The sequence below is a fragment of the Aeromonas sp. 602658 genome (assembly GCF_049173005.1).
Taxonomy (GTDB): domain Bacteria; phylum Pseudomonadota; class Gammaproteobacteria; order Enterobacterales; family Aeromonadaceae; genus Aeromonas; species Aeromonas veronii_A.
The window spans coordinates 1-25319 of sequence record NZ_JAAKRF010000010.1; the positions used below are offsets into that span (position 1 = coordinate 1).

Below are 25319 nucleotides of genomic sequence, written 5' to 3' on the forward strand. Positions count from 1 at the left end.
TTATCCCCCTCGACTGGGCAATTTCCCAGGCATTACTCACCCGTCCGCCGCTCGCCGGCAAAAGTAGCAAGCTACTTCCCCGCTGCCGCTCGACTTGCATGTGTTAGGCCTGCCGCCAGCGTTCAATCTGAGCCATGATCAAACTCTTCAATTTAAGTTTGGTTGCTTCGAAAAGCGGCTCAATGAATTGCTGAAATAAACTGTTCGACTTCTTATTGCTAAGAAATCGTCTTGGTCACTTCACCAGACATTGAAAATCAAAAATTGTTTTTGATGTTCGATGCTGTGAGTGCCCACACAGATTGCTTGATTCAAATTGTTAAAGAGCGACGCAACAGTGTGTTGCTGCGGGAGTGGAATTCTACTCAACCGCCTTCTCGAGTCAAGCCTTATTTTCAAAGGCTTTTCGAGGTTACCGACTTGGCTTTCTGCGTTGCCGCTTGCCGTGTCGATGAAGGCGCATTATAGGGAGTGAATTCGTTCTGGCAAGCGGATAATTGCAAAAAGATGGCTTTCGCTGTTCGTTCGCTCACAAAGCCACCAATTGGCATATTAAACCGGCGAAATCAGCGTGCTGCAGGCACCGCGATGGCAAAATCATGCAGGTTGTCATAGATGGCATCTGCCAGTGCGCTACCCGTTTCGGTAACCGGCTTACCGGTTCTGACCATGATCTTGTGACCGACCCCGGCATTGCTCGCTGCTTTCAGATCGGAAGGCTTGTCACCCACCATATAGGAACGGCTCATGTCGATGTTCAGTTCCTGCTTGGCGAGCAACAGCATTCCCGGTTCCGGCTTGCGGCAGTCACAGGGAGCACCGTGAATCGGATGGTGTGGGCAGAAGTAGATACCATCGAGGTCCACATCGCGATCGGCCAGCGACCAATCCATCCACTCGGTTAGGTTCATGAAATCATCTTCGGTGAAATAACCGCGGGCAATCCCTGACTGGTTGGTCACTACAACCAGCAGATAGCCTTTCTTTTTGAGGAGCTGCAGGGCGTCTATGACTCCGGGCAGAAAATGGAAGTCATCGACCTGGCTGACATAGCCAGTGTCTTCATTGATGACACCGTCACGATCCAGAAAAATGGCGGGTTTGCTCACGGAAACTACCTCAATCAATGGTTTTGCCCAGTATCTCACAGGGCAGATAAAGCCCAAAAACAAAAGGGGCAGCCGAAGCCACCCCTTTCATGTGTGCATTTAAAGTATCGATTAAGCGATAACTTTAGCTACAACACCAGCACCTACGGTACGGCCACCTTCACGGATAGCGAAACGCAGGCCGTCGTCCATCGCGATCGGCGCAATCAGGGTAACAACCATCTTGATGTTGTCGCCCGGCATTACCATCTCTACGCCTTCCGGCAGTTCGATGGTACCGGTCACGTCGGTAGTACGGAAGTAGAACTGCGGACGGTAGCCTTTGAAGAACGGGGTATGACGACCACCTTCTTCTTTGGACAGCACGTACACTTCAGATTCAAACTTGGTGTGCGGCTTGATGGTGCCCGGCTTGGCCAGTACCTGACCACGCTCTACGTCTTCACGCTTCACGCCACGCAGCAGTGCACCGATGTTCTCGCCTGCACGACCTTCGTCCAGCAGCTTGCGGAACATTTCAACGCCGGTACAGGTGGTCTTGGTGGTATCTTTGATACCAACGATTTCCACTTCTTCACCTACTTTAACGATACCGCGCTCTACACGACCGGTAACTACAGTACCACGGCCAGCGATAGAGAATACGTCTTCGATCGGCATCAGGAACGGCTGGTCAATCGCACGCTCCGGCTCCGGAATGTAGCTGTCCAGGTGGCCAGCCAGTTCCAGGATCTTCTCTTCCCACTGAGCTTCGCCTTCCAGCGCTTTCAGTGCGGAACCACGGACTACCGGCAGGTCATCGCCCGGGAAGTCGTACTCGGACAGCAGTTCGCGAACTTCCATCTCGACCAGTTCCAGCAGCTCTTCGTCATCTACCATGTCACACTTGTTCATGAACACGATGATGTACGGAACGCCTACCTGACGACCCAGCAGGATGTGCTCACGAGTCTGCGGCATCGGGCCGTCAGTCGCTGCTACTACCAGGATCGCGCCGTCCATCTGGGCAGCACCGGTGATCATGTTTTTAACGTAGTCGGCGTGACCCGGGCAGTCTACGTGTGCGTAGTGACGGGTAGCGGTGTCGTATTCTACGTGGGAGGTGTTGATGGTGATACCACGCTCACGCTCTTCCGGTGCCTTGTCGATCTGGTCGAAGGCGAAAGCTTTACCACCGAAGTGCTTGGCCAGCACGTTGGTGATAGCTGCAGTCAGGGTGGTTTTACCGTGGTCAACGTGGCCGATGGTGCCGACGTTTACGTGCGGTTTATTACGCTCAAATTTTTCTTTAGACACGACGTAGTCCTTCTAGGTTAAACCCGCCTACCGTCGTAGGCGGGGAATCTTAAATTACTTGGATTTGCGCTCTTCGATCACGGCTTGTGCAACGTTGGTCGGTGCATCGTGATACTTGGCGAATTCCATGGCGTAGGAAGCGCGACCCTGGGTAGCGGAACGCAGTGCAGTTGCATAACCGAACATTTCGGCCAGCGGCACCAGAGCACGTACGATCTTGCCGGACGGGCCATCTTCCATACCTTCGATCAGGCCACGACGACGGTTCAGGTCACCGATAACGTCGCCCATGTAATCTTCCGGAGTTTCAACTTCTACTTTCATGATCGGTTCGAGCAGAACCGGGTTGGCTTTCATGAAGCCAGCCTTAAAGGCCATGGAAGCAGCGATTTTGAACGCCAGTTCGGAAGAGTCGACATCGTGGTAAGAACCGAAGTGCAGACGCACACCCAGATCCATAACCGGGTAACCAGCCAGCGGACCAGATTTGAGCTGCTCACGGATACCTTTATCAACACCCGGGATGAATTCACCAGGAATGACACCACCTTTGATGTCGTTGACGAATTCGTATGCTTTGCCTTCTTCCAGCGGGTACATGTCGATAACAACATGACCGTACTGACCGCGACCACCAGACTGCTTGGCATGCTTGCCTTCGATGTCTTTAACTGTGGTACGGATGGTTTCACGGTAGGCAACCTGCGGCTTACCTACGTTGGCTTCAACCTTGAACTCGCGACGCATACGGTCAACGATGATGTCCAGGTGCAGCTCACCCATACCAGCGATGATGGTTTGACCTGACTCTTCGTCAGTCCATACGCGGAAGGACGGATCTTCCTGAGCCAGACGGCCCAGAGCCAGACCCATCTTCTCCTGGTCAGCCTTGGTTTTCGGCTCAACCGCGATAGAAATTACCGGCTCCGGGAATTCCATACGCTCGAGGATGATCGGTGCGTTCGGGTCACACAGGGTGTCACCAGTGGTCACGTCTTTCAGACCGATGGCAGCAGCGATGTCACCAGCGCGTACTTCTTTGATCTCTTCACGCTTGTTGGCATGCATCTGAACGATACGGCCAAAACGCTCGCGCTTGTCCTTGACGGAGTTCAGCACGGTGTCACCGGAGTTGATCACGCCAGAGTAGACACGGAAGAAGGTCAGGTTACCAACGAACGGGTCGGTAGCGATCTTGAACGCCAGAGCAGAGAACGGCTCGTCATCGGAAGCGTGACGCTCGTCTTTGGTCTCGCCGTCCATTTTCAGGCCGTCGATAGCAGCAACGTCGGTCGGAGCCGGCAGGTACTCGATCACGGCATCCAGCATGGCCTGTACGCCCTTGTTCTTGAACGCGGAGCCACAGGTTACCAGGATGATTTCGTTGTTCAGCACGCGCTGACGCAGAGCACCTTTGATCTCTTCCTCGGTCAGCTCTTCGCCGCCCAGGTATTTTTCCATCAGGTCTTCAGACGCTTCAGCAGCGGCTTCAACCAGATTCATGCGCATTTCTTGCGCCTGTTCCAGCAACTCGGCCGGGACGTCTTCGTAATCGAAGGATACGCCCTGGTCAGCTTCGTTCCAGTTGATGGCCTTCATCTTGACCAGGTCAACAACGCCCTTGAAGTTCTCTTCAGAGCCGATGTTCAGCTGAAGGGGAACCGGAGTACCTTTCAGACGGGTCTTGATGTGCTCAACACAACGCAGGAAGTTGGCACCGGTACGGTCCATCTTGTTGACGAACGCAATACGGGGAACCTTGTACTTGTTAGCCTGACGCCATACGGTTTCAGACTGTGGCTGTACGCCACCTACAGCACAGTACACCATCACGGCACCGTCCAGAACACGCATTGAACGCTCTACTTCGATAGTAAAGTCAACGTGGCCCGGGGTATCGATGATGTTGATACGGTGCGGTTGGAACTGTTTACCCATACCGGACCAGAAAGCGGTGGTCGCGGCGGAGGTGATGGTGATACCACGCTCTTGTTCCTGTTCCATCCAGTCCATGGTGGCAGCGCCATCGTGAACTTCACCGATCTTGTGACTTACACCGGTGTAAAACAGTACGCGCTCGGTAGTAGTAGTCTTACCGGCGTCAATGTGAGCGGAGATACCGATGTTACGATAACGCTCAATGGGGGTTGTACGAGCCATTGTCATCCTCTTACTAAGGCGCTTGTCCCTAGATAATTAAAGGTGCGCAGAGTCAAAAGACCCTGCGCAAGCGGATTACCAGCGGAAGTGAGCGAAGGCTTTGTTCGCTTCAGCCATACGGTGAACGTCTTCACGTTTCTTGACAGACGAACCCTTATTGTCAGCGGCATCCAGCAGCTCGCCAGCCAGACGCTGAGCCATTGATTTTTCACCACGTTTACGAGCGGCATCAACCAACCAGCGCATTGCCAGGGCATTGCGACGTACCGGACGAACTTCTACCGGCACCTGATAGGTTGCACCACCGACGCGACGAGATTTAACCTCGACCGCCGGACGAATGTTATCCAGAGCTTCTTCGAATACGGCCAGGTGCTCTTTGCCAGATTTGGTGGCAATGATGTCCAGGGCGCCATAAACAATGGCTTCTGCAACAGATTTCTTACCGTCAACCATTACTACGTTGACAAATTTAGCCAGCAGCTCTGATCCGAACTTGGGATCTGGCAGGATTTTACGCTGACCAACAACACGACGTCTTGGCATTTCAAATTCTCCGTAACTTCAGGGATTACCCAAAACTAGAAAGCTATCTAACTAGAAACGAATTAACGTTTGGCCTTACTTAACGGAGAACCATTAAGCTTTAGGACGCTTCACGCCATACTTGGAGCGAGCCTGCTTACGGTCTTTAACACCGGCACAGTCCAACGCACCACGAACGGTGTGATAACGAACACCTGGCAAGTCTTTTACACGACCGCCACGGATCAGAACAACAGAGTGCTCTTGCAGGTTGTGACCTTCACCACCGATGTAGGAGGTGACTTCGAAGCCGTTGGTCAGACGTACACGGCACACTTTACGCAGTGCAGAGTTAGGCTTCTTCGGGGTGGTGGTATATACACGAGTGCATACGCCACGCTTCTGAGGGCACGCTTCCAGCGCCGGCACGTTGCTTTTCACAACGAGCTTGATGCGTGGCTTGCGAACCAACTGGTTAATAGTTGCCATCAAAAGGCTCCTGATAATGACTTCATAAACGTGTGGAAAATCCTCCCCGCAGATACGGGGACGCGAAATTTTATGCCCTGTTGTCTGGGGAGTCAAGATTTATACAATTTGCGTCACAAAAGGGCAATTCGGATCCGTTTGCTTTCACGACATCGCCTTGAATTTTCTTGAAAATATGCTTCTCAGCCACCCCAGGTGCGCGGGGAACCTTTTTGCGCAATCAGTGCCACCAGATCCGCCATATCGAGCACATTGCCCACCCGATGCTGCAAACCGCGAGCTTGCAGATCTTCCTGCATCACATAAAGCGGGATACCCGCCAGCCGCGCGCTCCACTGGGGAGCCGATGCCGCAATCACGGCATCCTGCATCAGTACCAGCTCATCCTCGGGCTGAAGGTATGAGAGCGCCTCTGCCAGAGCCTGACTCTGAAAGGGAGAGTTCAATATCAGATGCAACATAGAGACCTCAAAAGCTGATGTGAGTCGAACATTGTGCCCAGCGCCGAGCCAGTTCCTGGCGCGGCAGACTCTCGACGGGGATCAGCAGATCATCCACTGTCACGCCACGCTCTGCCAGCGAGTCAGCACAAACATAGACCTCTTCGATGTCGTAGAGTTCCAGCATTTTGAAGGTGGGCGCGTAGTGGCGCTGCAAAATGGCGGCAGGCTGCTGCTCCTTGAGCAGTTGCAGCACGCCGTCCCCAATCAGGAAGAGGGCCAGCTCATCGGTCATGGCCGAGGTGGCCAACAAGGCATCCAGTCCTTCCCGGCCGGCGGCATGGCCATGGGGGCCACGACTGCAGATAAAGGCGATTTTCTTGCTCATGACTCCCCCTAAAACTGAACCAGCCGATCGGCGGTGAGCGCCGCCTCGGCCAACTGGCCCAGACCGCTCAGGCAAAATGGCGCTTGCAGATTGAAGTGTGCCTGCCCTGCCCCCTTGGCTTCCTGTTCATCGAGCACACCGCGTCGCATGGCGGCGGCGACGCAGACGTCGATACGGATCCCCTGCTCTTCTGCCAGCTCTCGCCACAGACGCACCAGGTCAGTCTCATCGGATGCTGGCAGATGCAGACCGTTGCCGTTGCAGACCCCGTCCTGATAGAAAAACAGGTGGGACAAGGTATGCCCCTGCGCCAACAGGGCGCGGGCAAAACGATAGGCTGTGCTGGCCGATTGGGTGCCATAGGCAGGTCCCGTGACCAGAATGGCAAAACTCAGACTCATAGCAGGACTCCTGTGCTGACCCGGTCCATTTTACGCCAAAAACAAAAAAGCCCCTGCCAGGAGGGGCTTGATTCGATCTCTTGCTCAGAGATGGGCTATCGCCTCAACCTCGACCAGCACATCTTTCGGCAGACGGGCCACCTCCACGCAGGAGCGGGCTGGCGCCGCATCGCCAAAGTAGCGGGCATAGACCTGATTGAAAGCAACGAAGTTGTTCATGTCACTCAGGAAGCAGGTGGTTTTGACCACTTTGCTGGCATCGGCACCCGCAGCGTGCAACACGGCAACCAGATTCTTCATCACCCGCTCGGCCTGCTCTTCAATGCCGCCAGCCACGATTTCCATGGTGGCAGGATCGAGCGGGATCTGCCCGGAGGTGAAGATCATCTCGCCAACCTTGGTAGCCTGAACATACGGACCAATCGCGGCAGGCGCCTTGTCGGTTGCAATCACTTCTTTAGCCATTCATCTATCCCCTTCTGGAATGAGTTACTCGTTCTCGTCTTCACCCTGCTTGCGCTGTCGGATGTAAAGATAAACGGTATGTTTTGAAATATTGAGTTTGTCCGCCACCAGATTGATCGAATCCTTGATATCGAAAATGCCCTTCTCGAACAGCTGGGTCACGATGAAGCGGTTCTTGGCATTGTTGGCCACGGTGGGATCGCGATTGATCTCGTCGATGGTGTTATCCACCGTCTGGGCAACCAGCTCTTCCACGCTGTTGGCGAAGGTCTCTGGTGACTGACGCGCCGCCTGCTGGGGCGTCGGGAAAAATTCGGCCACGAACTCGTGGAAAGGCGCATTGATGTGCAGATTGATGCAGATAAGCCCCACTACTTGCCGCTCGCTGTTGCGAATGGCGATGGTGCTCGACTTCATCAGCGCGCCGGTACGGCTGCGAGCGAAATAGCTCTGAGTGTAATCCTGGCCGGTGCTCTCGATATCCTTGAGCATGCGCAGGGCGAGATCGGTGATGGGCGCCCCGAGGGTGCGTCCGGTATTGAAGCCGTTGGCGATCTTGATCACCGACTCGTGCAGATTTTCCAGGGAGTGGAGTACCACTTCACAATGCTTGCCGAACAGCTCGGCCAAGCCATCGATGAGCCCATCGTATGAGCGCAACAATTCCCTGTCTTCATCTGTAAAAGTGCGGCTGATCAGCTGTTCTTCGGGAAGCATGGCTTCCTCGATACCGACAGTCATGTTCTACCCCTGTAATAACCATTCAACTTTCCCGAGTTTTAAATTGCAGGGGAGTAAAGTCAACTTTTTTTGATTTTTTACTCTACAACTTTGCTCTGGATCATCCTGAAACCCGCGCTGCGTCTACCTTTGCCGAGGAATTGGCCAACAAAAAGGGCTCCTTGAAGGAGCCCTTTTTAATCACGGATGACGAGTTACTCTTCGTCGAAGCTACCGGCTGCGTTAAGCAGATCCGCCAGGTTCTGCTCCGCTTCATCAGCGGTCACCTGCGGGGTGCCAACAGCACGAGCTGCGGCAGCACGCTGGTTGATCCGGCTGTGGTGGTAGGCAAAGCCGGTACCAGCCGGGATCAGACGACCCACGATGACGTTCTCTTTCAGACCACGCAGTTCATCACGCTTGCCACCTACGGCGGCTTCGGTCAGAACGCGAGTGGTTTCCTGGAAGGAAGCCGCGGAGATGAAGGACTCGGTGCTCAGAGATGCCTTGGTAATACCCATCAGAACATGACGGTAGGTCGCAGGGGTCTTGCCCTCGGCAACCAGCTTACGGTTGGCAATCTTCACACGAGCCACTTCAACCTGTTCGCCTTCGATCAGATCGGTATCGCCAGCGCTCAGGATCTCGCACTTGCGCAGCATCTGACGAACGATGACTTCGATGTGCTTGTCGTTGATCTTAACGCCTTGCAGACGGTATACGTCCTGCACTTCGTTGGCGATGTAGTTGGCGACCGGGCTGATACCGCGCAGACGCAGGATGTCGTGAGCAGACTCAGGACCGTCCGCCAGCACTTCACCCTTCTCAACTTTTTCACCTTCGAACACGTTCAGGTTACGCCACTTCGGAATCATCTCTTCGTAGACGTTGCCACCATCGGTCGGGGTGATGACCAGACGGCGTTTGCCCTTGGTCTCTTTCCCGAAGGAGATGGTACCGGAGATCTCGGCCAGAATTGCCGGTTCCTTCGGTTGACGTGCTTCGAACAGATCCGCAACGCGCGGCAGACCACCGGTGATGTCCTTGGTACCGCCGGACTCTTGCGGGATACGCGCTACCGCGTCACCCACGCCCACGTTGGCACCATCTTCCAGGTTCACGATCGCCTTGCCCGGCAGGAAGTACTGGGCGGCTACATCGGTACCCGGGATCATCACGTCTTTGCCGTTCAGGTCGACCAGTTTAACGGTCGGACGCATCTCTTTACCGGCGCTCGGACGCTCGTTGACGTCCAGAACAACGATAGAAGAGAGACCGGTCAGCTCGTCGGTCTGACGAGTGATGGTCACGCCATCGATCATGTGTTCGAACTGCAGGCGACCTGCCACTTCGGTGATGATCGGGTGGGTGTGCGGATCCCAGTTGGCAACGGTCTCGCCAGCACTCACGGCCTGGCCGTCCTTCACTTCCAGTACGGAACCGTAAGGCAGCTTGTGGCTTTCCTTGGTACGGCCCATGTCGTCCATGATGGTCAGTTCGGTAGAACGTGAGGTGATAACCAGTTTGTCATCGCTGTTGTGAACGAACTTGGCGTTCTGCAGCTTGATGGTACCGGTGTTCTTGACCTGGATGCTGCTTTCAGCAGCGGCACGAGATGCAGCACCACCGATGTGGAAAGTACGCATCGTCAGCTGGGTACCCGGTTCACCGATGGACTGGGCGGCGATAACACCGACAGCCTCACCCTTGTTAACCAGGTGACCACGGGCCAGATCACGGCCGTAGCAGTGAGCACAGTTACCGAAGTCGGTTTCACAGGTGATGGCAGAACGTACCTTCACACGGTCAACGGAGTTGCGTTCCAGCAGGTCACACAGCTGCTCGTCGAGCAGGGTGTTGCGAGCGACCAGGATCTCGTCCTCGGTACCCGGCTTGATGACATCTTCTGCCACCACACGACCCAGCACGCGCTCACGCAGCGGCTCGACCACGTCGCCACCCTCGATCAGCGGAGTCATCCACAGACCGTCGGTAGTGCCGCAATCGTCCTCGGTGATCACCATGTCCTGCGCCACGTCTACCAGGCGACGAGTCAGGTAACCGGAGTTCGCAGTCTTCAGTGCAGTATCCGCCAGACCCTTACGAGCACCGTGGGTAGAGATAAAGTACTGCAGTACGTTCAGACCTTCGCGGAAGTTCGCGATGATCGGGGTCTCGATGATGGAGCCATCCGGCTTGGCCATCAGGCCACGCATACCGGCCAGCTGACGGATCTGGGCGGCGGAACCACGCGCACCAGAGTCGGCCATCATAAAGATGCTGTTGAACGAGGCCTGCTCTTCTTCTTCACCCAGCGAGTTGACGTTACGCTCTTTGGACAAGTTCTCCATCATGGCCTTGGAGACGCGCTCGTTGGCGCTGGCCCAGATATCGATAACCTTGTTGTAACGCTCGCCCGCAGTTACCAGACCTGACAGGAACTGGTCCTGGATCTCGGCAACTTCAGCTTCGGCTGCTGCGATGATGTCTTTCTTGGCATCCGGGATGACCATGTCATCGATACCAACGGAAGCACCGGACAGGGCCGCGTAGTGGAAACCGGTATACATCAGCTGGTCAGCGAAGATAACGGTATCCTTCAGGCCCTGCTTGCGATAGCAGGTGTTCAGCAGACGGGAGATGAGCTTTTTGCCCAGCGCCTTGTTGGATACGCACTTGATCCAGTTCTGCGGATTGGCATCCAGATCAGCCTGTTCTGCAGCAGTCAGCACCTTCGGCTCGTCGATCAGGGCGTATTCCATGCCTTTCGGCAGGATCAGGCTCAGGATCGCACGACCAACGGTGGTGTTCTTCATCTCGGTCTTGGCAACCAGCTCACCGGCTTCGTTCTTCACGTACTCGGTGATGCGGCACTTGACGCGAGCATGCAGGTCGGCCAGACCGGCACGGTACACTTTCTCGGCCTCTTTCGGGCCGGACAGCACCATACCTTCACCCTTCGCATTGATGCGGGCGCGGGTCATGTAGTACAGACCCAAGACCACGTCCTGAGAAGGAACGATGATCGGCTCACCGGATGCAGGCGACAGGATGTTGTTGGTAGACATCATCAGCGCACGCGCTTCCAGCTGGGCTTCCAGGGTCAGCGGTACGTGAACAGCCATCTGGTCACCGTCGAAGTCCGCGTTATACGCAGCACAAACCAGCGGGTGCAGCTGGATTGCCTTGCCTTCGACAAGAGTCGGTTCGAATGCCTGGATACCCAGACGGTGCAGAGTCGGTGCACGGTTCAGCAGAACCGGATGTTCGCGGATCACTTCGTCCAGGATGTCCCAAACGACAGCTTCCTCGCGCTCCACCATCTTCTTGGCGGCCTTGATAGTGGTCGCCAGACCGCGGGTTTCCAGCTTGCCATAGATGAACGGCTTGAACAGTTCCAGCGCCATCTTCTTCGGCAGACCGCACTGATGCAGACGCAGAGTCGGGCCTACGGTGATAACGGAACGACCGGAGTAGTCGACACGCTTACCGAGCAGGTTCTGACGGAAACGACCCTGCTTACCCTTGATCATGTCGGCCAGGGATTTCAGCGGGCGCTTGTTGGAACCGGTGATGGCACGACCGCGACGGCCGTTATCCAGCAGCGCATCGACGGACTCTTGCAGCATGCGCTTTTCGTTGCGCACGATGATGTCCGGAGCAGCCAGATCCAGCAGACGCTTCAAGCGGTTGTTACGGTTGATCACGCGACGGTACAGATCGTTCAGATCGGAAGTCGCGAAACGGCCGCCGTCCAGCGGTACCAGCGGACGCAGGTCCGGCGGCAGCACAGGCAGCACTGTCATGATCATCCACTCCGGCTTGTTGCCGGACTGCAGGAAAGCTTCCATCAGCTTCAGACGCTTGGTGGTCTTCTTGCGTTTGGTCTCGGAGTTGGTCTGATCCAGCTCCTCACGCATCGCTTTGACTTCACCTTCCAGATCGATGGCACGCAGCAATGCCAGGATCGCTTCGGCACCCATCTTGGCGTCAAATTCGTCGCCCCACTCTTCCAGCGCATCCAGGTACTGCTCTTCAGAGAGCATCTGGCTGCGTTCGAGGTTGGTCATGCCCGGCTCGATAACTACGAAAGATTCGAAGTAGAGCACGCGCTCGATGTCGCGCAGGGTCATGTCCAGCAGCAGACCGATACGGGACGGCAGGGACTTCAGGAACCAGATGTGGGCAGTCGGGCTGGCCAGCTCGATGTGGCCCATACGCTCACGACGGACCTTGGTCTGGGTCACTTCAACGCCGCACTTCTCACAGATCACACCACGGTGTTTCAGGCGCTTGTACTTGCCGCACAGACACTCGTAGTCCTTCACCGGTCCGAAGATACGGGCGCAGAACAGACCATCACGCTCCGGCTTGAAAGTCCGGTAGTTGATGGTCTCAGGCTTTTTGACCTCACCGAATGACCAGGAGCGGATCATGTCAGGAGAGGCCAGACCGATCTTGATACTGTCAAACTCTTCGGTCTTGGTCTGAGCCTTCAAAAACTTGAGTAAGTCTTTCACGTGTTTCCCCTGTCAGGAGTCTAACCTCGGCGCCCCGGCTGCCAAAACAGCGGGGCGCCCACGTCAATTCTCGAACAATAAGAGCGAGCTCTTACTCTTCGTCCAGCTCGATGTTGATACCCAGAGAGCGGATTTCCTTCAGCAATACGTTGAAGGATTCGGGCATGCCCGGCTCCATACGGTGGTCGCCATCCACGATGTTCTTATACATCTTGGTACGGCCATTCACATCGTCAGACTTGACGGTCAGCATTTCCTGCAGGGTATATGCCGCACCGTAAGCCTCCAGGGCCCACACTTCCATCTCACCGAAACGCTGACCACCGAACTGAGCCTTACCACCCAGCGGCTGCTGGGTAACCAGGCTGTAAGAACCGGTAGAACGCGCGTGCATCTTGTCGTCGACCAAGTGGTTCAGCTTCAGCATGTACATGTAACCAACGGTTACTTTACGCTCGAAGCGGTTACCGGTACGGCCGTCGAACAGATCAATCTGACCGGATTCCGGCAGATCGGCCAGCTTCAGCAGGGCTTTGATTTCGCGCTCTTTGGCACCATCAAACACTGGAGTAGCAACCGGCAGACCCTTACGCAGGTTACCCACCAGGGTACGTACGTCGTCGTCAGACAGTTCGGCGATGTTCACTTGCTGGGTGTCCTTCTCGCCCAGGTCATAGACCTGTTGCAGGAAGTTGCGCATCTCGTGCAGCTCGCGCTGCTCTTTGACCATGCGATCGATCTTCTCGCCGATACCCTTGGCCGCAAGGCCCAAGTGCACTTCGAGGATCTGACCGATGTTCATACGGGATGGTACGCCCAACGGGTTCAGTACGATGTCGACCGGACGGCCGAACTCGTCATGAGGCATATCCTCGACCGGACAGATCTTGGAGATAACACCCTTGTTACCGTGACGGCCCGCCATCTTGTCACCCGGCTGGATGCGACGCTTGACTGCCAGATAAACCTTGACGATTTTCAGTACGCCCGGTGCCAGATCATCACCCTGGATAATCTTGCGACGCTTGTTCTCGAATTTCTTGTCGAACTCGGCTTTCAGCTCAACGTGCTGTTCAGCGATCTGTTCCAGTTCGGTCTGCTTGCCTTCGTCTTCGATGGCCAGTTCAAACCACTTGGAGCGATCGAGCTTGTTCAGACGATCTTCGCTGTAACCGGCGGCCAGCAGCAGGTTGCGGGAGCGGCCGAAAATGCCGTCTTCCAGGATCTTGAACTCTTCGGTCAAGTCCTTCTTCGCTTCCTTCAGCTGCATCTCTTCGATTTCTTTGGCGCGCTTGTCTTTTTCCACGCCATCGCGGGTAAAGACTTGCACGTCAACCACGGTACCGTACACACCGTTCGGTACACGCAGGGAGGAGTCCTTCACGTCGGACGCCTTCTCACCGAAGATGGCGCGCAGCAGCTTCTCTTCCGGCGTCAGCTGGGTTTCACCTTTCGGCGTTACCTTACCAACCAGAATGTCGCCGCCCTTCACTTCGGCACCCACGTAGACGATACCGGACTCGTCCAGCTTGGACAGAGCGGCTTCACCCACGTTCGGGATGTCAGCAGTGATCTCTTCCGGACCCAGCTTGGTGTCACGGGAGATACAGGCCAGTTCCTGGATATGGATGGTGGTCAGGCGATCTTCCTGAACAACACGCTCGTTCACCAGGATCGAGTCTTCGAAGTTGTAACCGTTCCACGGCATGAACGCGACGCGCATGTTCTGACCCAGAGCCAGTTCACCCAGATCGGTGGACGGGCCGTCAGCCAGTACGTCGCCAGCCATGACCGGCTCACCCAACATCACGCAAGGACGCTGGTTGATACAGGTGTTCTGGTTGGAACGGGTGTATTTGGTCAGGTTGTAGATGTCGATACCGGCTTCGCCTGGCATCAGCTCATCTTCATTTACCTTGATAACGATACGGGAGGCATCGACGTAGTCGATCATGCCGCCACGCTTGGCAACTACGGTTACACCGGAGTCAACGGCCACAGCGCGTTCCATACCGGTACCTACCAGCGGCTTGTCAGCACGCAGGGTCGGTACAGCCTGACGTTGCATGTTTGAACCCATCAATGCGCGGTTCGCGTCATCGTGTTCCAGGAACGGGATCAGGGCCGCTGCCACAGATACGATCTGCTGCGGGCTCACGTCCATATACTGGATCTGGTCGGCGTTCATAAAGGTGGATTCACCTTTGTGACGGCACGGGATCAATTCATCTTTCAGACGGCCATCTTCGGTGGTCGCGGCGTTAGCCTGTGCGATCACGTACTTGCCTTCTTCAATAGCAGACAGATAGTCCACTTCGTCGGTGATCACACCGTCAATGACCTTACGATACGGGGTCTCGAGGAAACCATACTCGTTGGTACGAGAGTACACGGACAGGGAGTTGATCAGACCGATGTTCGGACCTTCAGGAGTCTCGATCGGGCACAGACGACCGTAGTGGGTCGGGTGTACGTCTCGGACTTCAAAGCCGGCACGCTCACGAGTCAAACCGCCCGGGCCCAGCGCAGAGATACGGCGCTTGTGGGTCACTTCGGAGAGCGGGTTGTTCTGGTCCATAAACTGGGACAGCTGGCTGGAACCAAAGAACTCTTTGACTGCGGCGGAGATCGGCTTGGCGTTGATCAGATCCTGCGGCATCAGGGTGTCCAGGTCGCCCAGGGAGAGACGCTCCTTGACCGCACGCTCGACACGCACCAGACCGACGCGGAACTGGTTTTCAGCCATTTCACCGACAGAACGGATACGACGGTTACCCAGGTGGTCGATATCGTCCACTTCGTCGTTACCGTTACGGATGTCGATCAGGCGCTTCATTACATCGACGATATCGTCTTTGGTCAGTACGCCAGCGCCAGTCTCGTCTTCACGACCCAGACGGCGGTTGAACTTCATCCGACCTACGGTAGACAGGTCGTAACGTTCGGCAGAGAAGAACAGGTTTTCGAACAGCTGCTCTGCTGCTTCACGTGTCGGCGGCTCGCCCGGACGCATCATGCGGTAGATTTCTACCAGCGCTTCCAGACGGTTGGTGCTGGAATCGACGCGCAGGGTCTCGGACATGTAAGCACCGTGGTCCAGTTCGTTGGTGAACAGAACCTCGAAATGCTTGAAGCCGGCCTGGGACAGGTTGGCAATCGCTTCCAGACTCAGAGCCTGGTTGGCTGCCACTACCAGTTCGCCAGTTTGCGGATGTGCGTAGTCCTTGGCAGCAACTTTGCCAACAACGTACTCAACCGGTACCTCAATCTGGGTAACGGCATCTTTTTCCAGCTGACGGATGTGACGGGCAGTCACACGACGACCGGTTTCAACAACCACGGCACCATTGGCCACGATGTCGAAGGTCGCAGTTTCGCCACGCAGGCGCTCTGGCACCAGATCCATCATCAACTTGCCATCTTTGACCTCGAAACCGATGGTTTCGAAGAAGGTGGCCAGGATCTCTTCGGAAGTGAAGTCCAGGGCGCGCAGAATGATGGATGCCGGCAGTTTGCGACGACGGTCAATACGGACAAACAGGTTGTCTTTCGCATCGAACTCGAAGTCCAGCCAGGAGCCACGGTAGGGGATAACGCGCGCGTTATACAGCACCTTACCGGATGAATGTGTTTTGCCTTTATCGTGGTCGAAGAAGACGCCCGGGCTGCGGTGCAGCTGGGAAACGATAACCCGCTCGGTACCATTGATAACAAAGGTGCCGTTCTCGGTCATGAGCGGAATTTCGCCCATGTATACTTCTTGTTCCTTGATGTCTTTGACGGTGCCGGCAGCTGCTTCACGGTCGTACAGAACCATACGAAGCTTGACACGCAGCGGCGCGGAGTAGGTCACTCCACGGATCTGGCATTCTTTTACGTCAAATACCGGCTCACCCAGGCGATAGCTGACATACTGAAGCTCAGCACTACCGGAGTAACTGGTGATCGGGAAAACGCTACGGAAAGCGGCCTCTAGGCCATATTCACCTTCCGGGTCAGCCTCGATGAACTGCTTGAAGGAGTCCAGCTGAATGGACAACAGATAAGGCGTGTCCAGTACCTGGTCTCGCTTACCGAAGTCCTTACGAATGCGTTTTTTTTCGGTATAAGAGTAAACCATAGGGTTCCTCAGCTCGCTGATAAGTGACCCACTCTGTCCCGCGGGACAGCTCTGTCTCAACACCGTTTTGTGTTGGCCCGGACGAAAGAAGACAGTCCGGATTGCTGGTGCACCGAGAGTCGTAAACGGTGTGAAATGCTCTCAGTCTACAGCGCAAAAAGGCTGGTGAACAAAAATTCACCAGCCCTAGCCTGTTTTATCAGGCTAATCTACATAAATGCAGATTATTTGATCTCAACAGAAGCACCGGCAGCTTCCAGCTCTTTCTTCAGAGCTTCAGCTTCGTCTTTGGAGACGGCTTCTTTCAGGTTAGCCGGAGCAGCTTCTACCAGATCTTTGGCTTCTTTCAGGCCCAGACCGGTAGCGCCACGAACGGCTTTGATGACGGCCACTTTGTTGGCACCGGCAGCAGTCAGAACTACGTCGAACTCGGTCTTCTCTTCTACTGCTTCAGCGGCCGGACCGGCAGCAACAGCAACAGCGGCAGAAACACCGAACTTCTCTTCCATAGCTTCGATCAGCTCAACAACTTCCATTACGGACATGGAAGCAACGGCTTCGATGATTTGGTCTTTAGTGATAGACATGACAAAAATTCCTGATGTTGAATAAACTCAAACAGCCTAAATAGGCGAGAATCAAGCAGCAGCTTGCTTCTGATCACGCACAGCAGCGATGGTACGAACCAGCTTGCCAGCAGAGGCTTCTTTCATAGTCGCCATCAACTTCGCAATTGCTTCGTCGTAGGTCGGCAGCGTGGCCAGACGATCAATTTGTGCTGCGGCGATAAACTCACCGTTAAAAGCGCCAGCCTTGATTTCGAACTTTTGGTTCGCTTTGGCAAACTCTTTGAACAGACGAGCAGCAGCGCCCGGGTGTTCGTTAGAGAAAGCAATCAAGGTAGGACCGGTAAATGCGTCGTTCAGGCACTCGTATTCGGTACCTTCTACCGCGCGACGCAGCAGGGTGTTACGCACAACGCGCATGTACACACCGGCTTCACGAGCGGTTTTACGCAGGACGGTCATCTTGTCTACAGTGACACCGCGAGAATCGGCAACAACTGCAGAAAGAGCGCCTTTGGCAGCTTCGTTGACTTCAGCAACAATTGCCTTTTTGTCTTCGAGTCCCAATGCCATTGGCTTAACTCCTGGATTGAATCCGGGTCAAATGACCCAGTACTGACACATCCCCCCTACCTTTACAACAGAGGGGAACGATGCGGTAGCAGGATTCCAGAAGAGAAAGAATCTTTCTCGCTGGGTTTCCGGCACCGTCTACGCAGGAAACATTAAGGCTTTACAGCCTCCTGCGGTCTTGGACGGAGGTCGAAACCCCCAACCAATCAAGGCGCAAAATTATAGATTAAATTTTGCGCCTTGTAAAACCCATCAATTAGGCCTGAGCTTCCAGAGAAGCTTGGTCTACGGCAACACCGGCACCCATGGTGGTGGAGATGCTGACTTTCTTGATGAATTGACCTTTGGCGGAAGAGGGCTTGCCTTTTTTCAGGGCAACCAGCAGAGCTTCCAAGTTTTCTTTCAGCTGAACTTCGTTGAAAGAAACCTTACCCAGAGTGGTATGGATGATACCATTCTTGTCGTTACGGTAACGAACCTGACCAGCCTTGGCGTTCTTGACAGCTTCGGCAACGTTAGGAGTTACAGTACCAACTTTCGGGTTCGGCATCAGGCCGCGCGGGCCCAGGATTTGACCCAGTTGACCAACAACGCGCATGGCATCCGGGGATGCGATAACTACGTCGAAGTTCATCTCGCCTTTCTTAACCAGATCGGCCAGGTCATCCATACCTACCAGGTCAGCACCGGCAGCTTTAGCTGCTTCGGCATTGGCACCTTGGGTAAATACGGCAACGCGTACATCACGACCGGTACCGTGCGGCAGTACAGTAGCACCACGTACGTTCTGGTCAGATTTACGAGCGTCGATACCCAGGTTGACAGCAACGTCAACGCTTTCAACGAACTTGGCGGTAGCCAGTTCTTTCAGCAGGGCAATGGCTTCGTTGATGGAGTACTCTTTGGTACCGTCAACTTTTTCGCGAATAACGCGCATACGCTTGGAAAGTTTAGCCATTGTCTTAATCCTCCACTACCAGACCCATGGAACGAGCGGAGCCTGCGATGCAACGTACTTTTGCATCCAGATCGGCACCGGTCATATCCGGTTCTTTGGTCTTGGCGATTTCTTGCAGCTGGGCTACGGTCACCTTACCAACCTTGTCTTTGTTCGGCTTGGAAGAACCAGACTTGATGCCAGCAGCTTTCTTCAGCAGGAAGGAAGCAGGCGGAGTCTTGGTTTCGAAGGTGAAGGAACGGTCGCTGTAAACGGTGATCACGACCGGAGTCGGTGAACCTTTTTCCAGCTTCTCTGTACGAGCGTTGAACGCCTTACAGAATTCCATGATGTTAACACCGTGTTGACCCAGTGCAGGACCAACGGGAGGAGACGGGTTGGCTGCACCAGCAGCAACCTGCAGCTTGATATAAGCTGTGACTTTCTTAGCCATTAGGAAAATACCTCAAAAATGGGTTCTAGCGCCTCGGAGACTTGCTCCTGCAAACGGCTCCCCAACTAATAAAGGGGCAGCGAATTATAGAGATATTCGCTGCCCCTGACAACCGTTAAACGTACAGAATTCAATCAGCCTTTTTCGACCTGACCAAAATCCAGTTCAACAGGAGTAGAACGACCGAAGATCAGTACAGAGACCTTCACGCGGCTCTTCTCATAATCTACCTCTTCAACGGTACCGTTGAAGTCGGCAAACGGACCATCGGCAACCCGCACCATTTCACCCGGTTCAAACAGGGTTTTCGGACGCGGCTTGTCGTGGGCATCCTGCAGACGGTTCAGGATGGCATCGGCCTCTTTGTCGGAGATCGGTGCCGGACGGTCGGAAGTACCGCCGATGAAGCCCATGACACGCGGTACGTTACGCACCAGGTGCCATGTGGTTTCATCCATGATCATCTGGACCAGGACATAACCCGGGAAAAACTTGCGCTCACTCTTGCGCTTCTGGCCAGCACGCATCTCGACCACTTCTTCGGTCGGGACCAGTACTTCACCGAACATGTCTTCCATGCCATGCATCTTGATATGTTCGCGCAGGGACTTGGCTACACGGCCTTCATAGCCGGAAAAAGCCTGCACGACATACCATCTCATACGCTGTTCACGTTGTTCAGTCATGGCTTATCCTTACACACCGGTAATCAGGTTGACCAACCAGACCAAGGCACCGTCCAGAACGAACAGCAGCAGCCCCATCACGGCGGTCACCGCCAGCACAATCAGGGTTGTCTGAATGGCTTCCTGACGGGTCGGCCATACGACCTTGCGGACTTCCAGGCGAGACTCACGGGCGAATGCCAGTGTTGCCTTTCCCTTGGTGGTTTGCAGGGCTACTGCACCAGCAGCAGCAATGACAACGACCACACCCAGGGCGCGGACGGCAGCGACAACATCGTTGAGCAGGTAATTACCCACTACAGCGGCCGCCAGGATAATGAAAACCAGGCCCCAAAGCAGGGTATCCTTGCTTCCGCCCTGGCTCTCAGAACTAACACTCATACAACCCACCTGTATCTGACGTAACCAAAGACACAAAAGCCCCGTACGAGACGAGGTATATGGCAGGGGCGGCAGGACTCGAACCCGCAACCATCGGTTTTGGAGACCGCTGTTCTACCAATTCGAACTACGCCCCTACACAAGAAAGCCCCTATTATAGGGGCTTTGCTTTATTTATGTAAGCCAAAGATTAAGCGATAACTTTAGCTACAACACCGGCACCTACGGTACGGCCACCTTCACGGATAGCGAAACGCAGGCCATCGTCCATCGCGATCGGCGCAATCAGGGTAACAACCATCTTGATGTTGTCGCCCGGCATTACCATCTCTACGCCTTCCGGCAGTTCGATGGTACCGGTCACGTCGGTAGTACGGAAGTAGAACTGCGGACGGTAGCCTTTGAAGAACGGGGTATGACGACCACCTTCTTCTTTGGACAGCACGTACACTTCAGATTCAAACTTGGTGTGCGGCTTGATGGTGCCCGGCTTGGCCAGTACCTGACCACGCTCTACGTCTTCACGCTTCACGCCACGCAGCAGTGCACCGATGTTCTCGCCTGCACGACCTTCGTCCAGCAGTTTGCGGAACATTTCAACGCCGGTACAGGTGGTCTTGGTGGTATCTTTGATACCAACGATTTCCACTTCTTCACCAACTTTAACGATACCGCGCTCTACACGACCGGTTACTACAGTACCACGGCCAGCGATAGAGAATACGTCTTCGATAGGCATCAGGAACGGCTGGTCAATCGCACGCTCCGGCTCCGGAATGTAGCTGTCCAGGTGGCCAGCCAGTTCCAGGATCTTCTCTTCCCACTGAGCTTCGCCTTCCAGCGCTTTCAGTGCAGAACCACGGACTACCGGCAGGTCATCACCCGGGAAGTCGTACTCGGACAGCAGTTCGCGAACTTCCATCTCGACCAGTTCCAGCAGCTCTTCGTCATCTACCATGTCACACTTGTTCATGAACACGATGATGTACGGAACGCCTACCTGACGACCCAGCAGGATGTGCTCACGAGTCTGCGGCATCGGGCCGTCAGTCGCTGCTACTACCAGGATCGCGCCGTCCATCTGGGCAGCACCGGTGATCATGTTTTTAACGTAGTCGGCGTGACCCGGGCAGTCTACGTGGGCGTAGTGACGGGTAGCGGTGTCGTATTCTACGTGGGAGGTGTTGATGGTGATACCACGCTCACGCTCTTCCGGTGCCTTGTCGATCTGGTCGAAGGCGAAAGCTTTACCACCGAAGTGCTTGGCCAGCACGTTGGTGATAGCTGCAGTCAGGGTGGTTTTACCGTGGTCAACGTGGCCGATGGTACCCACGTTAACGTGCGGTTTATTACGCTCAAATTTTTCTTTAGACATGATCGTCCCTCTAAACTAACGCTGAGTACGCGGTGGCAAGCTAACCACAGAACAGTTTATATGATGGATTTGAATCTGGTGGGGAAGAGAGGCTGGTGCTGACAGACAGGTTCGACTGCCGACTTCACCCTGAGGGCGTAGCTCTTGGTATCGCCTGAGCCATATCAGCATCTTGGAGCGGGCAGCGGGAATCGAACCCGCATCATCAGCTTGGAAGGCTGAGGTAATAGCCATTATACGATGCCCGCATTTCTCTAACCCAAAGAACTCAAACCGCAGAGAAATATGGTGGAGGGAGAAGGATTCGAACCTTCGAAGGCAGAGCCGTCAGATTTACAGTCTGATCCCTTTGGCCGCTCGGGAACCCCTCCAGATGCCAGATTGTCACAGTGGTAATTCTGCTTGCACCCACTGTTTTTTATCGCTTTTGCCGAGCAAACAGGCGACAGACATCCAAGCGTCGCGCATTTTATTGTAAGGATTTGGGGGATGCAACCATTGCACCTTGCAAAATGTGGATTATTACCGGGATCCGGGCAAAAAAGTGGAGGGATTCAGGCCAATCTGGATGCGTCCCTTGTCGCTCTCCACCCCTTGGTGTATGGTCGCCGTGCCAAAGAAACAGTGATGACACCATGACGACAGAGCATAACCCCTATCTGCAATTCACCCGCGAAAAATGGGCGTTATTGCGCGATTCGGTCCCCCTGACCCTGACCGAACACGATCTGCAAACCCTGCGCGGGATCAACGAAAAGGTGTCATTGAAGGAGGTAGAGGAGATCTATCTGCCCCTCTCCCGCCTGCTCAATCTCTATGTCAAAGCCAAGCAGCGCCGTAGCCGGGTACTGGAACAGTTCCTCGGCCAGTCACGCGGCAAGGGTACTTATATCATCAGCATCGCCGGCAGTGTGGCGGGGGGCAAAAGCACCACGGCTCGCATCCTGCAGGCGTTGCTGGAGCGCTGGCCGGAGCACCCGCGGGTGGAGCTGGTCACCACCGATGGCTTCCTCTATCCCAACAAGGTGCTGGAGGAGCGTGGCCTGATGCGTCGCAAGGGGTTCCCTGAATCCTACGACATCCGCCATCTGGTGGAGTTTGTTGCCAATATCCGGGCTGGCCACGAGAAGGTGGAAGCGCCGGTCTACTCCCACCTTATCTACGACATCATCCCTGACGAGAAGAAGGTGGTAGAGCAGCCGGACATCCTGATCCTGGAAGGGCTCAATGTACTGCAGAGCGGTATGGATTATCCGCAGGAGCCTCACCGGGTGTTTGTCTCCGATTTCGTCGACTTCTCTATCTATGTGGATGCCGAAGCCGACCTGCTGCGCACCTGGTATATCGAGCGCTTCCTCAAATTCCGCAGTGGTGCTTTCTCGGACCCGGACTCCTACTTCCACCACTACGCCAAGCTGACCGAGAGCGAAGCAACCCAGATCGCCAACAACATCTGGCAGGATATCAACTATCTCAATCTGCAGGAGAACATCCTGCCGACCCGGGAGCGGGCCAACCTGATCCTGACCAAGGGCAACGAGCACGCCATCGAACAGATCAAGCTGCGCAAATAAGCATGGCAGTTCGCACCATTCCGGATAGCCGGATAACAGAGAGGGGACCCGCAGGTCCCCTCTCTTTTTGTCGCTAACGGTTATCGCCATGCGCAACGCTCAATCACCCCGGCGCAGGGAGAGTTCGCCACCCAGATAGAACTTGGTGCCCTCCTCCGTCTCCAGCCGCAGTGCGCCGCGATCGTCGATACCACGGGCGATACCGCGGATCTCCTGCTCCCCCATCAAGAGACGGACAGGGCGACCGGCAAAGTGGTCGAGCCGGTTCCACTGATCGACAAAGCTCGCCAATCCGCTCTGCTCGAAGGTCTGCATCGCCCGCTGCAGATAGGCAATCATCCGGGCAGCGAGCTCATTGCGATCAACCAGCTCGGGATTGATGTGGCGCAGCTCGGCCCAGGCCTGATCGATCTTCTCCCCTTCGCGGGTCGGCATCGCCAGATTGAGGCCGATACCGATCACCAGATGGCAACTGGCGCCAGCGCTGCCACTCATCTCCACCAGAATGCCCGCCAGCTTGCGCCCCTGATAGTAGAGGTCGTTGGGCCACTTGAGTTCGACGCCGTGATAACCGAGAGACTCCAGCGCCTCTACCACGGCAACACCGACCGCCAGACTCAGCCCCATGGCGGCAGCCATCCCCTGCTCCAGCCGCCAGTACATGCTGAGGATCAGCTGGCAACCGAACGGCGAGACCCAGGGCTTGCCACGACGACCGCGCCCGGCGGTCTGGCACTCGGCAAGGCAACTCTCGCCAGAGCGCAGTTGATTGACCCTGTCCAGCAGATGCTGGTTAGTCGAACCGATCACCGGGAAGCAGTGCACCGGCGCCATCGGCGCCAGCGCCTGCAACTGCGCCTCGTCATAGAGCGCCATCGGCACAGCCAGCCGGTAGCCTTTGCCGGTCAGGCTAAAGAGATCCAGCCCCAGCTCCTGGAGTGCGGCCATATGCTTGCTCACTGCCGCCCGGCTGATGCCGAGCTGCTCGCCCAGCTGTTCGCCGGAGTGAAACTGGCCGTCGCTGAGCAGGGTGATCAGGGTCTGTCTGATGGGAGTCAACGTCATGAGAGCACCTCATCGAGCCAGGTTTCACCCTGCGCGCCCATGAAGCGCACCTCGTGCTCCAGCACCACACCAAACTTCTGCTCCACGCTGTCGCGCACGTGGGCCGCCAACGCGATCAGCTCCATGGCACTGGCGCCCCCCAGATTGACCAGCACCAGCGCCTGCTCCTGATGAACGGCGGCACGGCCAATGGCGAAACCTTTCAGACCGCACTGATCGATGAGCCAGCCCGCCGCCAGCTTGGCCTGCCCTTCTCCAGCCGGATAGCAGGGCATCTGCGGATAGCGCGACTTGAGCGACTCCGCCAGCGCGGCAGGCACCACCGGATTTTTGAAGAAGCTGCCGGCATTGCCGAGTACGGCGGGATCCGGCAGCTTGGCCATGCGGGTGGCACAGACGGTATCGAAGATGGCCTGCGCCGAAGGCGCGTCACCGAGCGCCGCCAGCGGGCCATAGCCCAGCACCGGTTGCCACGCCTTGGGCAGTTTGAGTCCGACGGCGGTGATCAGGTGAGAATCCTGATACTCGTGTTTGAAGATGCTGTCGCGATAACCGAAGCGGCACTCTGCCGCCACGATCCGTTCAATCTCGCCACTCTGCCAGTTGAACGCCTCGACATAGGCGCAGAAGTCGGCCAGCTCAACGCCATACGCACCGATGTTCTGCACCGGCGCCGCACCGACCGTGCCGGGAATGAGCGCCAGATTCTCCAGCCCGAACCAGCCCTGTTGCAAAGTATGGCGCACCAGCTGATGCCAATCTTCACCGGCCGCCACATGGAGCAACCAGTGATCGCCACCATCTTCAGCGGTAATCCCCTTGAGCCGGTTGAGCACCACCAGACCGAGAAAATCGGTGGTGAAGAGCATGTTGCTGCCGCCGCCCAGATTGAGGCGCGGCAGCTGGTTGAGCTGCGGATCGGCACGCAGGGTCGCCAGATCGGCAACCTGCTCCACCTCGGCCAGCCAGAGGCAGTACGCATCGAGGGCAAGGGTGTTAAGCTTCAACAAGGAGGCGTTGGCATTCAGTTTCATCGGTCTATCCCGGCTTGGTGCAAGGGCGCAGTCTACCTCAA

General features: G+C 55.6%; 22 protein-coding genes, 3 tRNA genes and 1 rRNA gene. 1 reads left to right on the forward strand and 25 read right to left on the reverse strand.

The window, feature by feature from the left end:
- The 23 genes from G5253_RS09675 to G5253_RS09785 all read right to left on the reverse strand — a co-directional run.
- A 16S ribosomal RNA gene (locus G5253_RS09675) occupies nucleotides 1-154 on the reverse strand; the annotation flags it as partial.
- A 412-nt stretch (nucleotides 155-566) separates the two neighbouring features.
- Nucleotides 567-1109 (reverse strand): D-glycero-beta-D-manno-heptose 1,7-bisphosphate 7-phosphatase, encoded by a 543-nt coding sequence (gene gmhB, locus G5253_RS09680; protein WP_266135191.1) that lies wholly within the window; start codon nucleotides 1107-1109, stop codon nucleotides 567-569.
- Nucleotides 1110-1220: 111 nt separating this feature from the next.
- Nucleotides 1221-2405, reverse strand: a complete 1185-nt coding sequence (gene tuf / locus G5253_RS09685; RefSeq protein ID WP_074042664.1) for an elongation factor Tu — start codon at nucleotides 2403-2405, stop codon at nucleotides 1221-1223.
- A 54-nt stretch (nucleotides 2406-2459) separates the two neighbouring features.
- The gene (gene fusA, locus G5253_RS09690; RefSeq protein WP_021229318.1) at nucleotides 2460-4565 is read right to left on the reverse strand and encodes an elongation factor G; all 2106 of its coding nucleotides are present in this window, start codon (nucleotides 4563-4565) and stop codon (nucleotides 2460-2462) included.
- Between the two features lie 75 nt (nucleotides 4566-4640).
- Complete coding sequence (gene rpsG / locus G5253_RS09695) at nucleotides 4641-5111, reverse strand: 30S ribosomal protein S7 (RefSeq protein WP_005339911.1); 471 nt, start codon at nucleotides 5109-5111, stop codon at nucleotides 4641-4643.
- A 93-nt stretch (nucleotides 5112-5204) separates the two neighbouring features.
- Nucleotides 5205-5579 carry a 30S ribosomal protein S12 gene (rpsL, locus tag G5253_RS09700; RefSeq protein ID WP_005306278.1) on the reverse strand — a complete coding sequence of 125 codons (375 nt, stop codon included), beginning with the start codon at nucleotides 5577-5579 and terminating at the stop codon, nucleotides 5205-5207.
- 182 nt (nucleotides 5580-5761) lie between these two features.
- The gene (gene tusB / locus G5253_RS09705; protein ID WP_058056195.1) at nucleotides 5762-6040 is read right to left on the reverse strand and encodes a sulfurtransferase complex subunit TusB; all 279 of its coding nucleotides are present in this window, start codon (nucleotides 6038-6040) and stop codon (nucleotides 5762-5764) included.
- A gap of 7 nt (nucleotides 6041-6047) precedes the next feature.
- Nucleotides 6048-6407: a sulfurtransferase complex subunit TusC gene (gene tusC / locus G5253_RS09710; RefSeq protein WP_005341830.1), complete on the reverse strand. Its 360-nt coding sequence runs from the start codon at nucleotides 6405-6407 to the stop codon at nucleotides 6048-6050.
- Between the two features lie 8 nt (nucleotides 6408-6415).
- Nucleotides 6416-6808 (reverse strand): sulfurtransferase complex subunit TusD, encoded by a 393-nt coding sequence (gene tusD, locus G5253_RS09715; protein WP_266135192.1) that lies wholly within the window; start codon nucleotides 6806-6808, stop codon nucleotides 6416-6418.
- An 84-nt stretch (nucleotides 6809-6892) separates the two neighbouring features.
- Complete coding sequence (locus G5253_RS09720; protein WP_005339904.1) at nucleotides 6893-7273, reverse strand: RidA family protein; 381 nt, start codon at nucleotides 7271-7273, stop codon at nucleotides 6893-6895.
- Nucleotides 7274-7297: 24 nt separating this feature from the next.
- Nucleotides 7298-8014 (reverse strand): helix-turn-helix transcriptional regulator, encoded by a 717-nt coding sequence (locus tag G5253_RS09725; protein WP_005339902.1) that lies wholly within the window; start codon nucleotides 8012-8014, stop codon nucleotides 7298-7300.
- A 194-nt stretch (nucleotides 8015-8208) separates the two neighbouring features.
- Complete coding sequence (gene rpoC / locus G5253_RS09730) at nucleotides 8209-12513, reverse strand: DNA-directed RNA polymerase subunit beta' (protein ID WP_266135193.1); 4305 nt, start codon at nucleotides 12511-12513, stop codon at nucleotides 8209-8211.
- Between the two features lie 91 nt (nucleotides 12514-12604).
- Nucleotides 12605-16633: a DNA-directed RNA polymerase subunit beta gene (gene rpoB, locus G5253_RS09735; protein WP_216979946.1), complete on the reverse strand. Its 4029-nt coding sequence runs from the start codon at nucleotides 16631-16633 to the stop codon at nucleotides 12605-12607.
- Nucleotides 16634-16857: 224 nt separating this feature from the next.
- Nucleotides 16858-17220: a 50S ribosomal protein L7/L12 gene (rplL, locus tag G5253_RS09740; protein WP_005341840.1), complete on the reverse strand. Its 363-nt coding sequence runs from the start codon at nucleotides 17218-17220 to the stop codon at nucleotides 16858-16860.
- Between the two features lie 51 nt (nucleotides 17221-17271).
- Entirely contained in the window at nucleotides 17272-17772 is a 501-nt protein-coding gene (rplJ, locus tag G5253_RS09745) for a 50S ribosomal protein L10 (RefSeq protein WP_216952230.1), read from the reverse strand.
- Between the two features lie 256 nt (nucleotides 17773-18028).
- Nucleotides 18029-18730 (reverse strand): 50S ribosomal protein L1, encoded by a 702-nt coding sequence (gene rplA / locus G5253_RS09750; RefSeq protein ID WP_005339888.1) that lies wholly within the window; start codon nucleotides 18728-18730, stop codon nucleotides 18029-18031.
- 4 nt (nucleotides 18731-18734) lie between these two features.
- Nucleotides 18735-19163, reverse strand: coding sequence for a 50S ribosomal protein L11 (rplK, locus tag G5253_RS09755; protein ID WP_005339887.1), 429 nt, complete (start codon nucleotides 19161-19163; stop codon nucleotides 18735-18737).
- A gap of 134 nt (nucleotides 19164-19297) precedes the next feature.
- Entirely contained in the window at nucleotides 19298-19825 is a 528-nt protein-coding gene (nusG, locus tag G5253_RS09760) for a transcription termination/antitermination protein NusG (protein ID WP_019840195.1), read from the reverse strand.
- 33 nt (nucleotides 19826-19858) lie between these two features.
- A complete protein-coding gene (gene secE, locus G5253_RS09765; RefSeq protein WP_005306322.1) occupies nucleotides 19859-20230 on the reverse strand; it encodes a preprotein translocase subunit SecE in 372 nt (123 codons plus the stop codon).
- A 60-nt stretch (nucleotides 20231-20290) separates the two neighbouring features.
- Nucleotides 20291-20367: transfer RNA gene (locus G5253_RS09770), tRNA-Trp, on the reverse strand.
- 53 nt (nucleotides 20368-20420) lie between these two features.
- Nucleotides 20421-21605 carry an elongation factor Tu gene (gene tuf / locus G5253_RS09775; RefSeq protein ID WP_074042664.1) on the reverse strand — a complete coding sequence of 395 codons (1185 nt, stop codon included), beginning with the start codon at nucleotides 21603-21605 and terminating at the stop codon, nucleotides 20421-20423.
- 173 nt (nucleotides 21606-21778) lie between these two features.
- A tRNA-Gly gene (locus G5253_RS09780) sits at nucleotides 21779-21853 on the reverse strand.
- A 38-nt stretch (nucleotides 21854-21891) separates the two neighbouring features.
- Nucleotides 21892-21976: transfer RNA gene (locus G5253_RS09785), tRNA-Tyr, on the reverse strand.
- 264 nt (nucleotides 21977-22240) lie between these two features.
- On the opposite strand from G5253_RS09785, the gene coaA reads away from it, so the two are divergent.
- Nucleotides 22241-23179 carry a type I pantothenate kinase gene (gene coaA, locus G5253_RS09790; protein ID WP_033114855.1) on the forward strand — a complete coding sequence of 313 codons (939 nt, stop codon included), beginning with the start codon at nucleotides 22241-22243 and terminating at the stop codon, nucleotides 23177-23179.
- A gap of 99 nt (nucleotides 23180-23278) precedes the next feature.
- On the opposite strand, the gene birA is transcribed toward coaA, so the two are convergent.
- Nucleotides 23279-24244, reverse strand: coding sequence for a bifunctional biotin--[acetyl-CoA-carboxylase] ligase/biotin operon repressor BirA (birA, locus tag G5253_RS09795; protein ID WP_266135194.1), 966 nt, complete (start codon nucleotides 24242-24244; stop codon nucleotides 23279-23281).
- Nucleotides 24241-25278, reverse strand: a complete 1038-nt coding sequence (murB, locus tag G5253_RS09800; protein ID WP_421203226.1) for a UDP-N-acetylmuramate dehydrogenase — start codon at nucleotides 25276-25278, stop codon at nucleotides 24241-24243. The genes birA and murB overlap by 4 nt, the downstream gene beginning before the upstream one ends.
- Nucleotides 25279-25319 lie beyond the last annotated feature (41 nt).